Origin of the sequence: Romboutsia hominis (assembly GCF_900002575.1) — a bacterium.
GTDB lineage: Bacteria > Bacillota > Clostridia > Peptostreptococcales > Peptostreptococcaceae > Romboutsia_C > Romboutsia_C hominis.
The window spans coordinates 1,262,222-1,279,176 of sequence record NZ_LN650648.1; the positions used below are offsets into that span (position 1 = coordinate 1,262,222).

General features: G+C 25.3%; 20 protein-coding genes and 1 riboswitch. Of the genes, 12 read left to right on the plus strand and 8 right to left on the minus strand.

From position 1 onward, the window contains the following. Positions 1 to 6 precede the first annotated feature (6 nt). The 4 genes from FRIFI_RS06030 (at position 7) to yjeM (ending at position 5,475) form a co-directional block, all read left to right on the plus strand. A complete protein-coding gene (locus FRIFI_RS06030; protein ID WP_166505319.1) occupies positions 7 to 1,659 on the plus strand; it encodes a M20/M25/M40 family metallo-hydrolase in 1,653 nt (550 codons plus the stop codon). A 147-nt stretch (positions 1,660 to 1,806) separates the two neighbouring features. Next, complete coding sequence (locus FRIFI_RS06035; RefSeq protein ID WP_166505320.1) at positions 1,807 to 2,490, plus strand: hypothetical protein; 684 nt, start codon at positions 1,807 to 1,809, stop codon at positions 2,488 to 2,490. Between the two features lie 45 nt (positions 2,491 to 2,535). Next, positions 2,536 to 3,303: an EFR1 family ferrodoxin gene (locus tag FRIFI_RS06040; RefSeq protein WP_166505321.1), complete on the plus strand. Its 768-nt coding sequence runs from the start codon at positions 2,536 to 2,538 to the stop codon at positions 3,301 to 3,303. A gap of 639 nt (positions 3,304 to 3,942) precedes the next feature. Then, the gene (gene yjeM / locus FRIFI_RS06045; RefSeq protein WP_092926076.1) at positions 3,943 to 5,475 is read left to right on the plus strand and encodes a glutamate/gamma-aminobutyrate family transporter YjeM; all 1,533 of its coding nucleotides are present in this window, start codon (positions 3,943 to 3,945) and stop codon (positions 5,473 to 5,475) included. 75 nt (positions 5,476 to 5,550) lie between these two features. Here yjeM and FRIFI_RS06050 read toward each other — a convergent pair whose 3' ends face one another. Beyond that, complete coding sequence (locus FRIFI_RS06050) at positions 5,551 to 5,820, minus strand: hypothetical protein (protein ID WP_166505322.1); 270 nt, start codon at positions 5,818 to 5,820, stop codon at positions 5,551 to 5,553. Positions 5,821 to 6,050: 230 nt separating this feature from the next. Here FRIFI_RS06050 and FRIFI_RS06055 point away from each other — a divergent pair, with 230 nt between their 5' ends. Beyond that, complete coding sequence (locus tag FRIFI_RS06055) at positions 6,051 to 6,518, plus strand: hypothetical protein (RefSeq protein WP_166505323.1); 468 nt, start codon at positions 6,051 to 6,053, stop codon at positions 6,516 to 6,518. Positions 6,519 to 6,588: 70 nt separating this feature from the next. Here the strand turns inward: FRIFI_RS06055 and FRIFI_RS06060 are convergent, their stop codons facing one another. From FRIFI_RS06060 to FRIFI_RS06075, 4 genes are read right to left on the minus strand one after another with little or no spacing between them, the layout of a single operon-like run. Further along, on the minus strand, positions 6,589 to 7,419 hold the full coding sequence (locus FRIFI_RS06060; RefSeq protein ID WP_166505324.1) for an energy-coupling factor ABC transporter ATP-binding protein: 831 nt from the start codon (positions 7,417 to 7,419) through the stop codon (positions 6,589 to 6,591). 9 nt (positions 7,420 to 7,428) lie between these two features. Next, entirely contained in the window at positions 7,429 to 8,109 is a 681-nt protein-coding gene (cbiQ, locus tag FRIFI_RS06065) for a cobalt ECF transporter T component CbiQ (protein WP_092926068.1), read from the minus strand. Beyond that, entirely contained in the window at positions 8,110 to 8,409 is a 300-nt protein-coding gene (locus tag FRIFI_RS06070; protein ID WP_092926066.1) for an energy-coupling factor ABC transporter substrate-binding protein, read from the minus strand. It abuts the gene before it with no gap. Then, on the minus strand, positions 8,393 to 9,121 hold the full coding sequence (locus FRIFI_RS06075) for an energy-coupling factor ABC transporter permease (protein ID WP_166505325.1): 729 nt from the start codon (positions 9,119 to 9,121) through the stop codon (positions 8,393 to 8,395). Before FRIFI_RS06075 ends, FRIFI_RS06070 begins: the two co-directional genes overlap by 17 nt. Before the next feature lie 322 nt (positions 9,122 to 9,443). Further along, positions 9,444 to 9,623: riboswitch (cobalamin riboswitch) on the minus strand. A gap of 198 nt (positions 9,624 to 9,821) precedes the next feature. Between FRIFI_RS06075 and FRIFI_RS06080 the strand changes: the two genes are divergently transcribed. From FRIFI_RS06080 to FRIFI_RS06100, 6 genes are all read left to right on the plus strand, one after another. Next, complete coding sequence (locus tag FRIFI_RS06080; RefSeq protein ID WP_166505326.1) at positions 9,822 to 10,196, plus strand: GntR family transcriptional regulator; 375 nt, start codon at positions 9,822 to 9,824, stop codon at positions 10,194 to 10,196. Between the two features lies 1 nt (position 10,197). Then, entirely contained in the window at positions 10,198 to 11,025 is an 828-nt protein-coding gene (locus FRIFI_RS06085) for an ABC transporter ATP-binding protein (RefSeq protein WP_166505327.1), read from the plus strand. Position 11,026: 1 nt separating this feature from the next. Continuing rightward, complete coding sequence (locus FRIFI_RS06090; RefSeq protein WP_166505328.1) at positions 11,027 to 11,668, plus strand: ABC-2 transporter permease; 642 nt, start codon at positions 11,027 to 11,029, stop codon at positions 11,666 to 11,668. Between the two features lie 10 nt (positions 11,669 to 11,678). Next, positions 11,679 to 12,218: a hypothetical protein gene (locus tag FRIFI_RS06095; RefSeq protein WP_166505329.1), complete on the plus strand. Its 540-nt coding sequence runs from the start codon at positions 11,679 to 11,681 to the stop codon at positions 12,216 to 12,218. A gap of 50 nt (positions 12,219 to 12,268) precedes the next feature. After that, complete coding sequence (locus FRIFI_RS15240; protein WP_271892844.1) at positions 12,269 to 12,400, plus strand: hypothetical protein; 132 nt, start codon at positions 12,269 to 12,271, stop codon at positions 12,398 to 12,400. A 226-nt stretch (positions 12,401 to 12,626) separates the two neighbouring features. Beyond that, a complete protein-coding gene (locus FRIFI_RS06100; RefSeq protein WP_166505330.1) occupies positions 12,627 to 13,538 on the plus strand; it encodes a YARHG domain-containing protein in 912 nt (303 codons plus the stop codon). 152 nt (positions 13,539 to 13,690) lie between these two features. Here the strand turns inward: FRIFI_RS06100 and FRIFI_RS06105 are convergent, their stop codons facing one another. The 3 genes from FRIFI_RS06105 to FRIFI_RS06115 all read right to left on the minus strand — a co-directional run bounded on the left by FRIFI_RS06105 (position 13,691) and on the right by FRIFI_RS06115 (position 16,256). After that, positions 13,691 to 14,599 carry a CPBP family intramembrane glutamic endopeptidase gene (locus FRIFI_RS06105; protein ID WP_166505331.1) on the minus strand — a complete coding sequence of 303 codons (909 nt, stop codon included), beginning with the start codon at positions 14,597 to 14,599 and terminating at the stop codon, positions 13,691 to 13,693. 180 nt (positions 14,600 to 14,779) lie between these two features. Then, on the minus strand, positions 14,780 to 15,874 hold the full coding sequence (locus tag FRIFI_RS06110; protein WP_166505332.1) for a DUF5808 domain-containing protein: 1,095 nt from the start codon (positions 15,872 to 15,874) through the stop codon (positions 14,780 to 14,782). Next, positions 15,867 to 16,256 carry a GntR family transcriptional regulator gene (locus FRIFI_RS06115; RefSeq protein WP_166505333.1) on the minus strand — a complete coding sequence of 130 codons (390 nt, stop codon included), beginning with the start codon at positions 16,254 to 16,256 and terminating at the stop codon, positions 15,867 to 15,869. Before FRIFI_RS06115 ends, FRIFI_RS06110 begins: the two co-directional genes overlap by 8 nt. Before the next feature lie 162 nt (positions 16,257 to 16,418). Here FRIFI_RS06115 and FRIFI_RS06120 point away from each other — a divergent pair, with 162 nt between their 5' ends. Continuing rightward, complete coding sequence (locus FRIFI_RS06120) at positions 16,419 to 16,955, plus strand: sigma-70 family RNA polymerase sigma factor (protein WP_166505334.1); 537 nt, start codon at positions 16,419 to 16,421, stop codon at positions 16,953 to 16,955.

Below are 16,955 nucleotides of genomic sequence, written 5' to 3' on the forward strand. Positions count from 1 at the left end.
ATTTTTATGTGGTTAAACAGTGAAGAACTTAAAAGTTTGGCTATTGAGTTAGTAGGTCAAAATAGTGTATCAGGAACTAATAACGAAGAAAATATGGCAAAGTTAGTTTATAAAAAATTATCAGAACTAGACTATTACAAAGAAAATCCAAATCACCTATATTTAGTTCCTTTAAATGATAATTTAAATAGATATTTTGTGTGTGCACTTATGAAATCTAAAAAGCCGACTAAAAAAACATTACTTACAGTAGCGCATATGGATACAGTAGGAATAGAAGATGCAGGTAATTTAAAGGAATATATATTAAAACCATATGAGTATACTAAACGATTAAGAGATAATATAGATAATCTAGATGAAGATTCTAAAAAAGATTTATTATCTGGAGAATGGTTATTTGGTAGAGGTATAATGGATATGAAGACAGGTCTTTCTATACAAATGTCTTTAATAGAGTATTTTAGCAAATTAGAAGACTTTGAAGGAAATATAATGTTGCTTGCTGTACCAGATGAAGAAACAAATTCAGAAGGTGCAATAAATGCCATTCCTTTTGCTAATAAAATATTAGAAAAAGAAAATTTAGAAGCTATAACAGTACTTAATTGTGAACCAGATTTTGCATCTTATCCAGGTGATGACAATAAATATATATATCTAGGAACTTGCGGTAAACTACTTCCAGGTTTTTATGTAGTAGGAAAAGAAACTCATGTTGGAGAAAGTTTATCTGGAATAAATGCTAACTTAATAGCTAGTGAGCTTATAAGTAGATTAGATGTAAATACAGAATTTTGTGAAGACGTAAGCGGTGAAGTTACTATGCCTCCAACTTGTCTAAAATATAAAGACACTAAGGATTTATATAATGTCCAAACCCCAATATCTTCTATAATATATTATAATTTACAAACATTCAAAATGAATCCTAAAGAAGCCATAGATAAATTTAGGTATGTGTGTGAAGAATCTATAAATGAAGCTTATAATAAAGTTAAGAAATATCAAGAAATATACAAAAATAAAAGTAATTTGCCAGTAAAAGACATGGATTTAGATGTTAAAGTTCTTACTTTTGATGAATTTTATAGTCAAGTATTAAAAGATAATGGTGAGGATTTTAAAAGTCACTTAGACGAAATGATAAATATATGGATAGAAGATGAAACTTTAGATGAGAGAGATGTTAGTACAAATATTGTTAAAGAGGTTCATAAGTTTTCAAAAGATAGAAATCCTATGATAATAATATTCTTTGCACCACCATACTATCCGCATGTAGGACTTGATGAGAGCAGAGAATTTGATAAAAAGCTTATCAAAGTAGCTGATAAAATAATAGAAAAAGGCAAGAGAGAGTATAACGTAGATATTAAAAAACAAAAATACTTCCAAGGATTATCTGATTTAAGTTATTTTGCACTACAAGATGCAGATGATGTTATAGACTTTTTAAAACCTAATATGCCTTCACTTGGGTACAAATATAAGTTACCACTAGAAGATATTAAAAAATTAAATCTTCCTGTTATAAACTATGGACCTCATGGAAGAGATCCTCATAAGTTTACTGAAAGAATATTAGTAGACTATTCTTATGAGGTAGCTCCAAAACTTATAAGAGATCTAGTTTATGAGATATTTAATATAAAATAAAACAATAGAAATATAAAAAGCTATCTATTAATGATAGCTTTTTATATAAGCAAATTTATATATAGATGTAATATAAATTTGTTTATATAATTTTAAATTGTAGTAGAATATTAAATATAGACAAATAAAAAATGAGGAGCACATGGTATGGACAAAAGAAAAAAAATTATAATAAGCACCATAGTAGGAGTTTTAATCATAAGTGGCTTTTTTATATTTAATAAGAAAGAAGAAAAAGAAGTTACTATAACCCCTACTAAAAAAGAAGAAAATGTATCAAATAAAACAGAAAGCATAGAATTTTTAGAGGCAGTGGCTGGAATTAAAGCAAATAACGTAGAGATAATAAAAAATCCAGTAGGTATAAAAGGTGAATTTATAGTACCTAAAGAAGCTATTTTAAATGGAGTTAATTATTTTCTAGAAAAAACTAAAAATAATAAAATAAATAAATTAAGTATAAATATAGAAGATGGATATATAAAAGCAAGAGTAAATTATGAAATAATGAAAAATATAACCACTCCAATAGAAGTTAAAGTTATACCATCTTTAAATAAGGATAAAGATTTAGTATTAAATATAGAAGAAGTAAAATTACTTGATTTAAAGATAGCTAATTTTATAGTAGATATGGGATTAAATAGTTTTATAAAAGATTGGTTCCCAAAGGAAAAAGGTATATTAGTAGATTTTAATGAAGGAAATGTGATAGTACATAAAGAAAATTTCAAAGATATAAAATTAGAAAAGATTAAATTAAACTCTAAAGGACTTAATATTGATATGATAATAAACTTAGAAAATATAATGCTAAAAGAGTCAAAATAAAGCTTTGTATTAGGGTTATATGAGTTATAAAAAGGAGGCGATTATTTGTATAAACAAGGGGCAGTAATTTATTTTTCAGGAACAGGAAATACAGAGTACGTAGCAAAATTATTTAAGGAAAATTTTGAGTTAAGAAATATAAGTATAGATCTTATAGATATACAAAAGCATAATAAATTAGATAGAGAGTATGATTTTTATATATTTGGTGGACCAATACATGCTGATATGATACCTGATATTTTAATAGACTGGATAAAAAATATAAAAGATACAAATAAAAAATGTATAATATATTCAACACTTGCAGATAAAGAAGACAAACAAGGAAGAAAATATCTTGGTAAAGTAGTTAGTAAAAAAGGATTTGAAGTATTAGTGGATGAAGCTATTTCTATGCCAAATAATTACTATGTAGCTTTCTTTAAAAGAGATAGTGAAGAAGAAATAAAACAAAGCATAGTAAATGCAAAACCAAAGGTAGAGGCTATAGTAAATAAGTTTTTAGAAGAAAATTTAAAAATTATAAATTATAGTAAAAAGGTATTTAGCAGTAAAATAGTTTATGATATGTTTTTATTGTATACTAAAAAATTTCCTAAAAAGAAATTTTCATTGGATAAAGATAAGTGTATAGACTGTAATATATGTGAAAAAAATTGTCCTACTAATAATATATCTATGAATAATAAGCAATTGACATTTAAAAATCAGTGTATAGGATGTTTAAAGTGTATACATAGATGTCCTACTAATGCTATTTTATACAAAAAACAAAACTTTAAACAATACAATATAAACAAATATATGTAAAATAAAAGATATAGAAGCTAGCAAAAGCCTCTATATCTTTTTTTATATATCACTTATACTTTTAACCTTTTAACTATTTTCAGTGGTTTAATATATAATAAAAATATTGAGTAATTCTAAATTGAACTTTATATTTTTAAAGAAGAAAACAATTGCAAATTTATAGTTAAAAGTTTATCAATTTAGAAATGAAGTAATCACAGTAATAAAAATAAAAGAAAAATTATTTTTTTAAAATCTTCTTATTAATCTTTCGTTTGAATAAAATTTAATCAATTATTCAAAAAAATCAAAAATTGAAAAGTTATTAAAAATAATTAATGAATTAAATGATTAAATGATTTGAAAATACTAGTATCAAAATAAAGTAAACACATTGAAAAATGTAGTATTAGTATATGTTAATTTTGAAAAGGCAAATACTTATGCAAAGAAAAAAATATATAAAAATGAAAATTAAAATTAATAAAAAATCAATTTTTAGAAAAATAAAATAAGTTACAAAATAGAAAATATTGTGAAAACACTGCAGAGTATTGTCGAAATAGCTTGTCGAATGTTATAATTTTATCATCCCTTAAGTAATACAGATGAAATTACAAAAGGAATAATCAAAAATAAATATTATGAGGTGCAAAAATGGGAAACAACACAAGTAGTGCAAAGAAACTTACTTTAATGTCATTAATATTAATGATATTTACATCAGTGTTTGGTTTTGCTAACATGCCAAGATCATACTACTTAATGGGATATGGAGCTATACCTTGGTATATACTAAGTGCATTAGTATTCTTCATACCTTATGCATTCATGATGGCAGAATACGGATCATCTTTCAAAAATGAAAGTGGTGGTATGTATTCATGGATGGAAAAATCTGTAGGACCTAAGTATGCATTCATAGGAACATTCATGTGGTATGCTTCTTATATAATATGGATGGTTAACGTATCTTCAGGTATATGGATACCGTTTTCGAATGCCATATTTGGAGCAGATATAACTCAAAGTTGGAGTTTATTTGGATTAAGTTCAACTCAAACTATAGGAATACTTGGTGCTTTATGGATAGTATTTGTTACAGTAGTAGCAAGTAAAGGTGTTGAAAAGATAACAAAGGTTACTTCTATAGGTGGTACATTTGTTGCCTTATTAAACATAGTATTATTAGTTGGAGCATTAGCTGTAGTTATATTTAACGGTGGAGAATTAGCTCAACCAGTAAACAATTTTGCAGATGCATTTTTAACTTCTCCAAACCCTGCTTACCAAAGTCCATTAATGGTATTATCATTTGTTACATTTGCAATTTTTGCATTTGGAGGACTTGAAGTTTTAGGAGGATTAGTTGACCAAACTGAAAATGCTGAGAAAACATTCCCTAAAGGTCTTGCTATATCTGCTATAGTTATATCTATAGGATATGCTATTGGTATATTTGCATGTGGTATGTTCACTAACTGGGCTGATATACTATCAGACAAGAGCGTTCACATGGGTAACGTTGCATATGTTTTAATGCAAAACTTAGGATACCAATTAGGACATGCTATGGGAACTACTGATGCTGTAGCTATGCAAATGGGTGCTTGGACAGCTAGATTCGTTGGTTTATCAATGTTCTTAGCATTCATGGGAGCATTCTTTACATTAACATATTCACCACTTAAAACTTTAATATCTGGTTCACCTAAAGAAATATGGCCAGGTAAGTTTGCTGAGATGAAAAATGGTATGCCAGTAAACGCTATGAAAGTGCAAGCTATAATAGTTATAGTTATAATATTAGTAGTAGCATTTGGTGGTAAAGGAGCAGCTGACTTCTTTAATATATTAGTTCTTATGACTAACGTAGCTATGACTATACCATACTTATTCTTATCATCAGCATTCCCAGCTTTCAAGAAAAAGCAATTAAATGGTGAAGTTGATAAAGCATTCGTAGCTTACAAGAAACAAGGTGCTGCAACACTTGCTGCTTGGATAATAGGAATAATGGTTGGATTTGCTAACTTATTCTCAATAGTACAACCTGCAATAGATGGAAAGTTCTTTGATACAATAATGATGATATTAGGACCAACATTATTTGGTTTAATAGCGTTCTTATTATATAGTAGATATGAAAAGAATCATTTAAGCAAAAATAGTACAAAAAAAGCAAGCTAGAATATAACTGATTAGTAAAATAAATTTCATGTTTGAAACTTTTAAAATATAGCTATTTAAGTTTAACTTAAGTAGCTATATTTTTTGTATATAATTTAAAGAATCATCTAAATTATTAAATGTTTTTCTAGGTATTATAAGTCTTTCTATATTATTGCCAACAGTATAAAAATCAAATATTTTATCTATTCTTATTTCTATAAAATCATCAATATAACTTATATATATACATTTAGTATATTTAAAGTAGGTTTTAATAATTACTGCTTTAGTACTAGTAGTTTTTATTAAGGTATAGTCATATAGATTTAAGTTTTTTTCTAGATAATTTATATAGTCATCCATATAATTCCTCCTTAGAATATATTATAATTAGATTATTGACAAAAGATAAAAAAATAATCTATAAAACATTAAATTATATACTTAAATAGATTAAAATAGCTATTATTAATTTATGTTTCAATAACAAAAAGGTTGATTTGTCCATTTTGCCAATGGTTTTACAAAACTTGTAAAATAAATAACAATTGTGTATGATAAAATTATTAATATGAAATTCATGGAGGGCAAATATGAAATTAGTAGATTTAAACAATTACATATTAAATGATTTTGATAAGAATATCTTCAAAAGAATGACTAAAGATAGTGAAGTAAATTTAAATAATTATGTTTGTAGCGTTATATGTGATTTAGTAAACTTTATACCTATGGGGGAAGAATTAAAAAAAGAAACAAAAGAAAATATAAAAAACTGTGATGAAGTAGAAGTAGGTGAAATAGCCACTTACACAAGTTTAATACCTTATGTTCAATTAGAACTTAAAGATAATAAAGATGTGGCTATAATTGCTAATAGCTTAGTTGAAAAGCTTATAAGTTATATAGTGGGATACTTAAGCAAAGAAGAGTTTGATAAAAACTTAGAAAATATTCAAGGTATGTTAAATATTTCTTATATGTTTTATGATGGGCTAGTTAAATACTTTACTTTTAATAGAGAGTATATAGTAAGTACAATAGATAAAAATATTAAATAATAAAAATGCTGGATAAGGTAATGGGCCTTATCCAGCATTTAATTATTTATTAAGTTTAAAATAAAACATGTTATACAAGAGATGTAAGTTGATTAGTATTTACACATTGATTAAAGTAATTATACAAATCTTCTTCTTTTTTGAATAAAGGCAGATTCATATTTTTATGAACTTTTACAAGCCAAGGGATATTTAATCCTACTTCTTCAATAATATTAGCTTCTTTAAAAACTTCCATACAATTACCTTCAATAACAATACTACCTTTATTTAAAACATATATATAATCACAAATCTCATATATTAAATCCATATCATGACTTGAAATAACTACTTTAATTCCATTATCGCATAAATTTTTTAAAATATTTACTATAGCTTTTGTGCTTTTAGGGTCAAGTCCTGCTGTAGGTTCATCTAAAAGAACCACTTTATTTTCCATAGCTATAACAGAAGCTATAGCCACTCTTTTTTTCTGACCATAACTTAAAAAGTGGACTGGTTTATCTATTAAATCTAAAGCATTGACTAATTTTAATGCATTATGTACTTTTTCTTTTATTTTATCTTCGGGTACACCTATATTTCTTAGTGAAAAAGCAACATCATCGTATACTCTTGAATAAAATATTTGCTTATCTGGATCTTGAAATACTATACCTACTTCTTTTCTTAAATTGTACAAATCTTTCTTTTTATATGAAAGTTCTTTATTGTTATAAAATATACTTCCTTCAGAGGGCTTTAATATACCTACTAGATTCATAAATAAAGTAGACTTACCAGAACCATTAGCTCCAATTATCCCAATCATATTTCCTTTTGAAAAATCTAAATTTATATTGTTTATTGCCTTATTTTCTTTTTCATATTTGTATGTTAAATTATTTACCTTAAACATGATATTCTCCTATATATGAAATTTCCCATCATACAATTTCATATCTAAGGTTATACTCATATCTTCATATTTTCTCATCATTCTAAAGAATAAGATTTTTATAAGTAGTGCTGTTGAGTTATAAGAATTTTTTAGATTTATATAACCAAATCTTAATTCTTGAGATTTATAAATATCTTTTATTTCTTCTAAAAATATGAATATGAATCTATATGTCAAAACCATAAGTTCTACTAATGTATCTGGGATATGTAATTTTTTTAATATAATTATTAATTGGTTAAATGGTGTAGTAAGTATTAAAAAATAAATAGATATAACTGAACTTATAGCTCTTAGTAATATATAAATTGAGTTTTTAACTGAAAATAAAGTTGTTCCTATATATAAGTTAAAAACTTTGATGTTAAATATAAAGCCTTGATTTTCAAATGATATGTTAATCATATTAAGTATAGTTCCTATAATTAAAAAATATATAGGTATCCTTAAACATTTTATATATAGTTTAATATTAACTTTTGCTATAAAAATGATTAAAAAGCTTACTATTAACATTACCAAAAAATGAAGCATTATATTATTTATAATTACAGAAATAGTTAAGGCTAAAAAGCTAATAAGCAATTTAGCCATAGGGTTAGTATTTCTTAAAGCATTTGTATATGCACATTTATCAATTTCCAGCATTTATTTTTTTTCACCTTTTTTTCTTCCTAGATAGTAGCCTATAAATCCAGCTCCTATAGCTGCTTGTGTAGAGAATAGTAAGCTCTCTATTTCTCCACTAGGTGGCTCGTATAAGCTACTAAACCAAGGTTTATAATCCGGATTTATCTCTGTTATTAGGCCCTCTGCCTCTCCATCAGCACCACCATATTCAGCTGATGAATTTAATAATAAAGGAGTTATTATAAGTATTATGGTTAAAGCTAATAATATTAAATTTTTATTTCTAAGTTTGTTTTTAGTTTTAGAATTTGTACTCATTAATTTCAACTCCTTCTTCATTTTGTGTTATTAAATTATATACTAAAGTAGTTAATAATCCTTCTGCTATAGCTATTGGTATTTGAGTCGTGAAAAATACTCCTAAAAATTTAACTAAAGACATCATAACTCCTCCACTAGGGTCAGGGAATGCTAGTGCCAATTGAGTTGCTGTTACTGTATATGTAGCTAAATCACCTAAGGCTGCTGCTAAAAATACACTCATTCCAACGTTTACATTTCTTTTTCTACAAAGTTTAAATATAAAATATGACACTATTGGTCCAACTATTGCCATTGAAAATGCATTAGCGCCTAAAGTAGTTAATCCTCCATGTGCAAGTAATAATGCTTGAAATAATAAAGCTATTGTTCCTATTACTGCCATAACAGCTGGTCCAAATAATATTGCACCAAGACCTACTCCTGTAGGATGTGAACAACTACCTGTTAAAGACGGTATTTTTAGTGCTGATAACACAAATACAAAAGCTCCTGCTAAGGCTAATAAAACCTTCTTTTTAGGATCTTGCTTTACTATGGTATTAATAGATTTTAACCCATATATGAAAAATGGAATAAATACTATTGTCCAAAGTATAGACCATTTTGCGGGTAAATATCCTTCCATAATATGCATAGCACTAGCATTTAATGGATTTAAAATGATAAGTAGCACACCTGCTACTAATGATAGTGGTAAAAAATTCATCTTTATACCTCACTTTCAAAGTTTATTAAATTTTTATGTGATAAATTAATGTAAGTATATAATGGGTAAAGACGAAATTTGATTTGCTTTAACTAGATGTCTAAAATTTATATTATTCATAATCAAAAATTAGATTAGTTTGATTAGATATATTTAATTTTAAATTAAGTTATCAAAACTATATACATTCAAAATTAAATAGATTTTGTCACGAACTAAAAAATCCTAATCATTGGATTAGGATTTAAATAACTTTCTAATTAATACCTATTTATTAAAAATAAGGTATTATTCTTTATTATTTTCCTTCACCCCGAAGAATATAATTTAAGTATTATAGGCAGGTCTCCTGGCTTAGCTTCATTTTACTACTTTCCCTTCCCATAATAAATTACAGTGGTTTTGAAAGTTTCATCAGCTTTACAGTAGCGGGGGCTGCAGAGGAATCTAACCTCTTTCCCTATTAATTTTAATTAAAAAAACCTAAAATACAAATTTTTAATTTATCACATATTTATATAATACTACAACTTTTATTATATTCCTCTATTTTTTATAAAAAAATATTAAAAAATTTAATTAAATCTTAAAATATATAGATTTATAAATAATATTTATTTAAAATTTATTGACTAAGAACAAACTAACTGTATAATATGTATATATACAGTATATACATATTATACAGAAAGGAGATAAAATGAACATAATAATTTCAAATGCTTCTGATTTACCCATATATATGCAAATAGTAAATCATATAAAGAAGAACATATTAAGTGGTACTTTAGAAGAAGGAAAAGCTCTACCATCTATAAGAGCATTAGCTAAAGATTTAGGAATAAGTTTTATAACTACTAAAAGAGCTTATGAAGAATTAGAAAAACTAGGACTTATAAACACCGTACCGGGAAAAGGTTGTTACGTATCTTCTTTTAATAAAGAACTAGTATATGAAGCTAAAATGAGAGAGATAGAAGAAAAGTTAGAAGAATCTATAAATCTATCTAAAATGATGGGTTTATCAAAAAGTGAATTAATAGAAATATTAGAGAGTCTATACGAGGGGGAGTAATATGTTAAGACTAGAAAAGGTAAGTAAAGACTTTGATAAATTTAAGTTAGAAGATATATCTTTTGAATTAAAAGAGGGATATATTATGGGACTTATTGGTCATAATGGTAGTGGAAAAACTACTATTATAAAATTAATAATGAATTTACTTAATGTGGATAGTGGAAATATATATTATATGGGAGAAGATATAAATAAAATTTCTAAAAAATTTAAAGAAGAAGTAGGATTTGTATATGATGAATTATATTTTTACGAACATCTTAAGGTTAAAGAATTTAAAAATATAGTTAAAAGTTTTTACAAAAACTTTGAAAATAACAAATTTGATAATTATTTAGAAAAATTTAAAATAGATAAAGACACTAAAATAAAAAACTTATCAAAAGGGCAAAGTATAAAATTAATGCTAGCAAATGCACTAAGTCATAATGCTAAGTTACTAGTACTTGACGAGCCAAGTAGTGGACTTGACCCTATATTTAGAAAAGAAATGATAAGTATAATTCAAGAGGAATTGGAAAGCGGAGATAAATGTGCTATATTTTCGACACATATATTAACTGATTTAGAACAATGTGCAGATTATATAACACTTATAAAAAATGGGAAATTAGTATTAAGTGAAAGTAGTGAATATATAAAAGAAAACTACAAGGTAATAAAAGGAAGTAAAAAAGAATTAGATGATAGTAATATAAATTTTATAAAAAGAGAAGACAAAAATTACTATAGTCAGGGGCTATTTATAGAAAGTGGATACGAAACTACTAATAATATAAGTATAGCAACTATAGAAGATATTATATATTTTATGGGGAGAGATTAAAATGATTAATATTATAAAAAAAGATTTAAGGGCATGTTTTATGACAGATTTTAAAACTATTATAAAGTTAGTAGTAGGGCTTTTTATATTTTCATCTATATTAATGGGATTATCTAGTGTAGCAATTCCATTATTTTTAAGTTATATGTTTATATTTAGAAGCTTTTATTTAGATGAATCTAATAAATGTGATTATTTTTTTAATAGTATGCCAATAGATAAAGAAGATATAGTTTATAGTAAATATATAGTATCTACATTAATTATAGTATTATCTATATTATTTACTTATTTTTATTCAAAAATATTAAAGCATATATTTTATGCAGACTTAATGAATACTCAAACAATGTTAAGTACTTTAAATATATTACTTATACTAGTATCTGTATCATTTCCTATAATGTTTAAATATGGATACAAAAAATCTTATATACCTATAAATTTAGTAATGGGTATTATACTTGTATTTAGTTTATATATAACACTAAAGCCAAGAGCTGATATACATATAGAGGGACAAGAAAATTCAATTATAAGTGATCCTAAGCTACTTATTATAAGTGGTATTTGCTTAGTTATTTACATAATATCTATGTATATATCTACTAAAATATACAATAAAAAAGAAGTAGCACTTTAAGGGGGACAATATGAATAAAAAGTTTATAAAAGTAAGTACTATAGTATTAATACCTATAATACTTTTAATAGGATTTAGTGTATTTTATGTTAAGGATATAAATGATTACTCTGATGATGAGTTTGAAGAAAGGCTAAAAATAGAATTTAAAAATTATAAAGAAGATAAATATAGCCATATTTTAACTATAAAGATAACTAATAATTCAAAAGATATAGCTAGTTTATATGATATGGATCTTTCTTTTGACCATACAGAAAAATTTATGGAGGAATTTGGAGGAATAAGTCCAAGTGATGTAAGAATTGTAGGTCGTGAAGAAGATAGGTTTGAAGAAGGTTATAAGATGGGGATAGACCCAGGAAAAAGTAAAGATATAGTATTTAAAATACCAAAGGGACTTAGTTTAGATGAAAAAGTATTTGATATAAAACACCCTATAATAAACTACAATGCAAGTTTTTATAAGTTTAGAACTTCATCAAACTCACTTATGATAGGAAGTGGAAGTGAAGGTGGAAGTAAAACTTTATTCTTAGAGGAGTATTAAAAAAAAGAGTAGGTTATACTAATAAAAAGTATTTAAAAGGATGGTGTTTTATGAATAACTTTTCTATGATGCTTATTGGTATTATACCTATGATTATATGTTTGATTTTATGGATAATGCTTATATATGCATTATTTTTAGGAATAAAAGCTTTGAAAATATATATAAATAAAAATATTTAATAAAATTTGCTTTAGTTGTTTCATAATGACTTATTATATTGCTTAAAATAGCTATCTGTATAGATAGCTATTTTTTATTCTCTAGGAAAAAATATATATAACTTCAACTATTAATAAATCAATAGAAAAATCAAAGATAGTGCTGACAAGCAATAATGTATAATAAACATCATATAAATATAAAGGGATATAGTGTACTTAAAAAGTAAATCATATAGGAGGGAATATGAAAACTTGTAAAAATTGTAATAATCATTTAGATAAAGACCAAAGATTTTGCAATAAATGTGGATATGACACTTTAAAAGATGATCTTAAGAAAAACAATCTAAAAAACATAATAATGATAGTAGTATTTATACTTGTAGTAATAGCTTTAGTAGTATTTTCACTAAAAGATAATATAGTACAAAGTTATTATATAAAAAAGGGGGATGGTGAAAATCAAAGTAAAGCTATAAACTACTACATAAAAGCCCTAGATGCAAAATATTCTGATGAAGTAGTACAAAAGCTAGAAAGCAAAATAGAGGAAAGTGAAAATTCAGAAATGGAACTTAGTAAGTTAAAAGGTATAGTTAAAAAGGATGACTTAAATAGCATGTATCTAAATGTATACATTCAAAAAGCTAAGGAAAATTTTAATAAAGAAAATTACAAAACTACAAGAAAGTATTTAGATCTAGCTAAAGATTATAATTATGATATAGAAACTTTTGAGTACTATGAAGACTTAGTAGCTATAGAAAATGAAGCGAGTGAAAGAGAAAAAGAAGAAAAACTGGATAAGGCTAAAGAAGAAACTAAAGAAAAAGAAACTGTATATATAGTAGAAAATAATCATTTTGCCTATAATTATGATAGCGCTTATGGAAATGATGAGAGTTATTTTATAATACCAGATAGTCATATAAGATACTTAAGTAAGGAAGAATTATTAAATTATAATAAAAGTCAGCTTGGATATATAAGGAATGAGATATTTGCAAGGTATGGATATATATTTAAAAATGATGTATACAACAACTATTTTAACTCTATGCCTTGGTATTACCCAGATAGTACTTTTTCTGGAAATATAGAAGATTTAAATGATATAGAAAGGTATAATATAGAACTTATAAAAAGTTTAGAATAGAAAATATAGTTAATCATTACTTAATAGTAGAACTATTTATTACAAATATTTATATTTTCATATAAGAAATAAAATATTTAATATAAATATAAAGAGTAAGCTAGGTTATTTATTATATAAATTAACTTACTCTTTTATTATAAACTTATAAACTAAGCTTTTGTTTTAGTTTCTATATTTTCTTCATCTAATTTCTTAGTTTTTAATAAACATATAGCACCAACTACTATAAAGAAGAACCCTCCAATAATGCCAACAGGAGCGGGACCTATAAACATGTTAGGATTAGGTATAGATAAGAATATAACGCCCGCTGATGCAAAACCATTTAAACTACCATGAGCAAAAGTAGCTGGAATACAGCTTTTAGTTTTTATAGTTATATAATTAAATATAGCACCAGTCATTATGCAAAATACAACCATAGCAAATATTCCTATAAATGGAGCACCAATATATCCTACACCATAGTTATGTCCCATAGCTATCATAGGCGCGTGCCATATACCCCAAATAACACCAGCTATTAAACTAGATTTAAAGTAACTATTATTTTCTATTAATTTAGGTAACAAATATCCTCTCCAACCTAACTCTTCTCCAAGACAAGGGATAAAGTTTAATATAGGTGATAAAAAAATACCAACAAATAATTGGATAATCATAGCAGATTTAAGCTCTAAATCACTTGGAAGTGCTTGACCTAGTGATTGTAATTGAAGCTTAAGATTTTCCACTCCATTATTCATGCTTAAATCAAGATGAGATGGAAAGATTATAAAGTATAAAGCTGAACCTAGTATAATTAAAATTACAGGTGAAAAATATCCTATAAAGTAGTACTTTATATTTTTTTTGAAGTTTGGCTTTATCCAAATTTCTTTAAAACTAGATTTTGTAATTAAAGTTGTAATCAATACAGATAAGGCAGGCATCATCATGCAAAGTATCAGACCGATAGATGCAAAAGGTCCAGTTAGCCCCCCACTTTTAAATATTATAAATGTTATTGACCAAGTTAGAAAAAAAGTTATTAATAAAAATATGTTTACCTTTTTCATTTTAAAAACCCCTTTATAATTATTGTTTTGTAAATTTTATTAAGTGATGATAGCTTATAAGTTTTATTATATAGTTATATTAAATTATGCTAATTTTATAAATTATTTTAGTGAATTGTTAATTATGAAGAGCATTAGAGTTTAAGCTTTAAGGATATAATATATCCTTAAAGCTATTAGTTATACTGCAAGTAATGCAATTAATATCAGTATAAATGGAAGTATAAAAAATATTTTACCTTTTAAATGACCGATATTTATAGTCCATCCAACACCAAATCTTTTGTTCACAAATAATGATGGGTCATTAGGATTATTGTAAAAAGTCCCCCATATCCATAAATCATCTTCATCGTCAATAGAATATACGGCGTCCTTAGATTTAACTGGTGATTTATAGTATATATAAGTTAAGTATATAGATGATAGTATAATTAATATAGTACAAACTATCATTATAGCTTGATTTATATCACCAGAGTGAGCTATAGCTATTATTATATTTATAAATAAAATTTGAGTAAGAGCATTTAGTATAAAAAATGCTAAACCACTTTGATTTAAAAATCTAAGGTTTGCTTTTTTACTATTTTCAAAATCTTTGCTAGATAGCTTTATACGAGATTTTAAAGAATAGACAGCTGAGATATATATTATAATTGATATACCAACTTGCATACTTATCATTCCAAATACACTCATAAATGATTTTTCAGTAAAACCATCAGCCTTTCCATTAAATCCCCAGTGGATAGGAATTATATCAGCCATAGAGTTGTATTTAGTTAAAGCATAAATACCAACAATGAAAACTATAATCATAGGTATAGTATATAATATAGAGTATTTTTTTATGATTCTATTTTTTTCATTTAAAAAGTCAGTATCTAATATAATATTAGTTTTTTCTAATTCTATATCATCAACCGTTGACACTAACCTTCCTTTTAAGGCCTTTACTTTATTATAAACATCTATATATATGGCAAATTCATATATAGTAAATCCTAGTATTGGAACTATAGAAGATCCTACATAGTTTTTAAGAACATATATCATAAATAAGCAAAGCAAAACAGATACTATAAATCCAAGGGTCAATAAACTTTTAAACCTCTTATCTAATCTCTTAAATTCATCTTTAGTAAAATAATCACTATTTAAGCTAACTCCATAAAATTGTCTTTTACCACTTAACGCTTGTGTAAAATAAGTAAGTACATATACTAATGCTAAAATAGGTAAATTAATAATTAAAGCCAAAGTATTATTCATAGTCTTTCACCTCATATTTATCAAATAATTTGATACTATACTCTAAAAATTCCTCACGAGAGATACCTAAAAGATAACTTTGTGCTACTAATAAATCTAAATTTGATTTTATATTTTTATCATTAGTATCATTTTTCTGTAGAGGAAGAGAATTTACAATAGCTCCTTTTCTTCTATCTATATTTATGTAACCCTCATCTTTTAGTAAATTATATGCTTTATTTACTGTGTGTAGATTAACTCCAATTTCACTAGCCATATTTCTGACAGATGGAAGTGATTCATTTATTTTTAAATCACCACTAGCAATTGATTTTATTATTTGTTCCCTTATTTGGGTATATATAGGAACCTCGCTATTAAAATCTAAATCTAAAAGCATATTACACCTCCAAATCTATAAATTCTATTTGTTATATATATTATATAACAGATAGGTAGTGTGTTACAACTAAAATAAATTTATTTAATACAATTTATTAAAAAAGTTTAAGAGATTTTAAAAATATTAGACGTAGTATATAGTATATAGGGGAGGATATATATGGAAAAAAGAATGATTAAGAAAATAAAAAGAAAAGACCCAAAAGGTCTAGATTATATAATTAATACCTATAGTAGTAAGGTTTATTTTTTAGTAAATAAAATAATAGGCTTTTATGGGAAAGAAGAAGTAGAAGAGTGCGTAAGTGATGTATTTTATAAGGTGTGGGAAAGTATAAATGAATTTGATGAAAAGAGAGGAGATTTTAGCAAATTTATATATATGAAAACTAAATACTTAGCATTAGACTATAAAAGAAGATTGGAAAAAAGCAAGTTACATAATAATTTAGAAAAAGATATATCAAATGATATAAGTATAGAACATATAGCTCTTGATAGAGAAAGTAGTGAGGAAATAGTAAAAGTTATAAATAGCTTTAAAGAACCTGATAAAACTTACTTTTATCTTAAATATTTTATGTATTATAAGATTGATGACATAGCTACTAAATACAAAACCACGAGGGCATCAGTAGAAAATAGACTATATAGATGTAGGTTAAAAATAAAAGAAATGTTAGAGAGGAGGTATTAA

What these genes read in the sequence shown, in the direction of transcription:
- FRIFI_RS06030 (WP_166505319.1), top strand. Translation starts at nt 7, where the DNA reads ATGTGGTTAAACAGTGAAGAACTTAAAAGTTTGGCTATTGAGTTAGTA.
- FRIFI_RS06035 (WP_166505320.1), top strand. Translation starts at nt 1,807, where the DNA reads ATGGACAAAAGAAAAAAAATTATAATAAGCACCATAGTAGGAGTTTTA.
- yjeM (WP_092926076.1), top strand. Translation starts at nt 3,943, where the DNA reads ATGGGAAACAACACAAGTAGTGCAAAGAAACTTACTTTAATGTCATTA.
- FRIFI_RS06050 (WP_166505322.1), bottom strand. Translation starts at nt 5,820, where the DNA reads ATGGATGACTATATAAATTATCTAGAAAAAAACTTAAATCTATATGAC.
- FRIFI_RS06055 (WP_166505323.1), top strand. Translation starts at nt 6,051, where the DNA reads ATGAAATTAGTAGATTTAAACAATTACATATTAAATGATTTTGATAAG.
- FRIFI_RS06060 (WP_166505324.1), bottom strand. Translation starts at nt 7,419, where the DNA reads ATGTTTAAGGTAAATAATTTAACATACAAATATGAAAAAGAAAATAAG.
- cbiQ (WP_092926068.1), bottom strand. Translation starts at nt 8,109, where the DNA reads ATGCTGGAAATTGATAAATGTGCATATACAAATGCTTTAAGAAATACT.
- FRIFI_RS06070 (WP_092926066.1), bottom strand. Translation starts at nt 8,409, where the DNA reads ATGAGTACAAATTCTAAAACTAAAAACAAACTTAGAAATAAAAATTTA.
- FRIFI_RS06075 (WP_166505325.1), bottom strand. Translation starts at nt 9,121, where the DNA reads ATGAATTTTTTACCACTATCATTAGTAGCAGGTGTGCTACTTATCATT.
- FRIFI_RS06080 (WP_166505326.1), top strand. Translation starts at nt 9,822, where the DNA reads ATGAACATAATAATTTCAAATGCTTCTGATTTACCCATATATATGCAA.
- FRIFI_RS06085 (WP_166505327.1), top strand. Translation starts at nt 10,198, where the DNA reads ATGTTAAGACTAGAAAAGGTAAGTAAAGACTTTGATAAATTTAAGTTA.
- FRIFI_RS06090 (WP_166505328.1), top strand. Translation starts at nt 11,027, where the DNA reads ATGATTAATATTATAAAAAAAGATTTAAGGGCATGTTTTATGACAGAT.
- FRIFI_RS06095 (WP_166505329.1), top strand. Translation starts at nt 11,679, where the DNA reads ATGAATAAAAAGTTTATAAAAGTAAGTACTATAGTATTAATACCTATA.
- FRIFI_RS15240 (WP_271892844.1), top strand. Translation starts at nt 12,269, where the DNA reads ATGAATAACTTTTCTATGATGCTTATTGGTATTATACCTATGATTATA.
- FRIFI_RS06100 (WP_166505330.1), top strand. Translation starts at nt 12,627, where the DNA reads ATGAAAACTTGTAAAAATTGTAATAATCATTTAGATAAAGACCAAAGA.
- FRIFI_RS06105 (WP_166505331.1), bottom strand. Translation starts at nt 14,599, where the DNA reads ATGAAAAAGGTAAACATATTTTTATTAATAACTTTTTTTCTAACTTGG.
- FRIFI_RS06110 (WP_166505332.1), bottom strand. Translation starts at nt 15,874, where the DNA reads ATGAATAATACTTTGGCTTTAATTATTAATTTACCTATTTTAGCATTA.
- FRIFI_RS06115 (WP_166505333.1), bottom strand. Translation starts at nt 16,256, where the DNA reads ATGCTTTTAGATTTAGATTTTAATAGCGAGGTTCCTATATATACCCAA.
- FRIFI_RS06120 (WP_166505334.1), top strand. Translation starts at nt 16,419, where the DNA reads ATGGAAAAAAGAATGATTAAGAAAATAAAAAGAAAAGACCCAAAAGGT.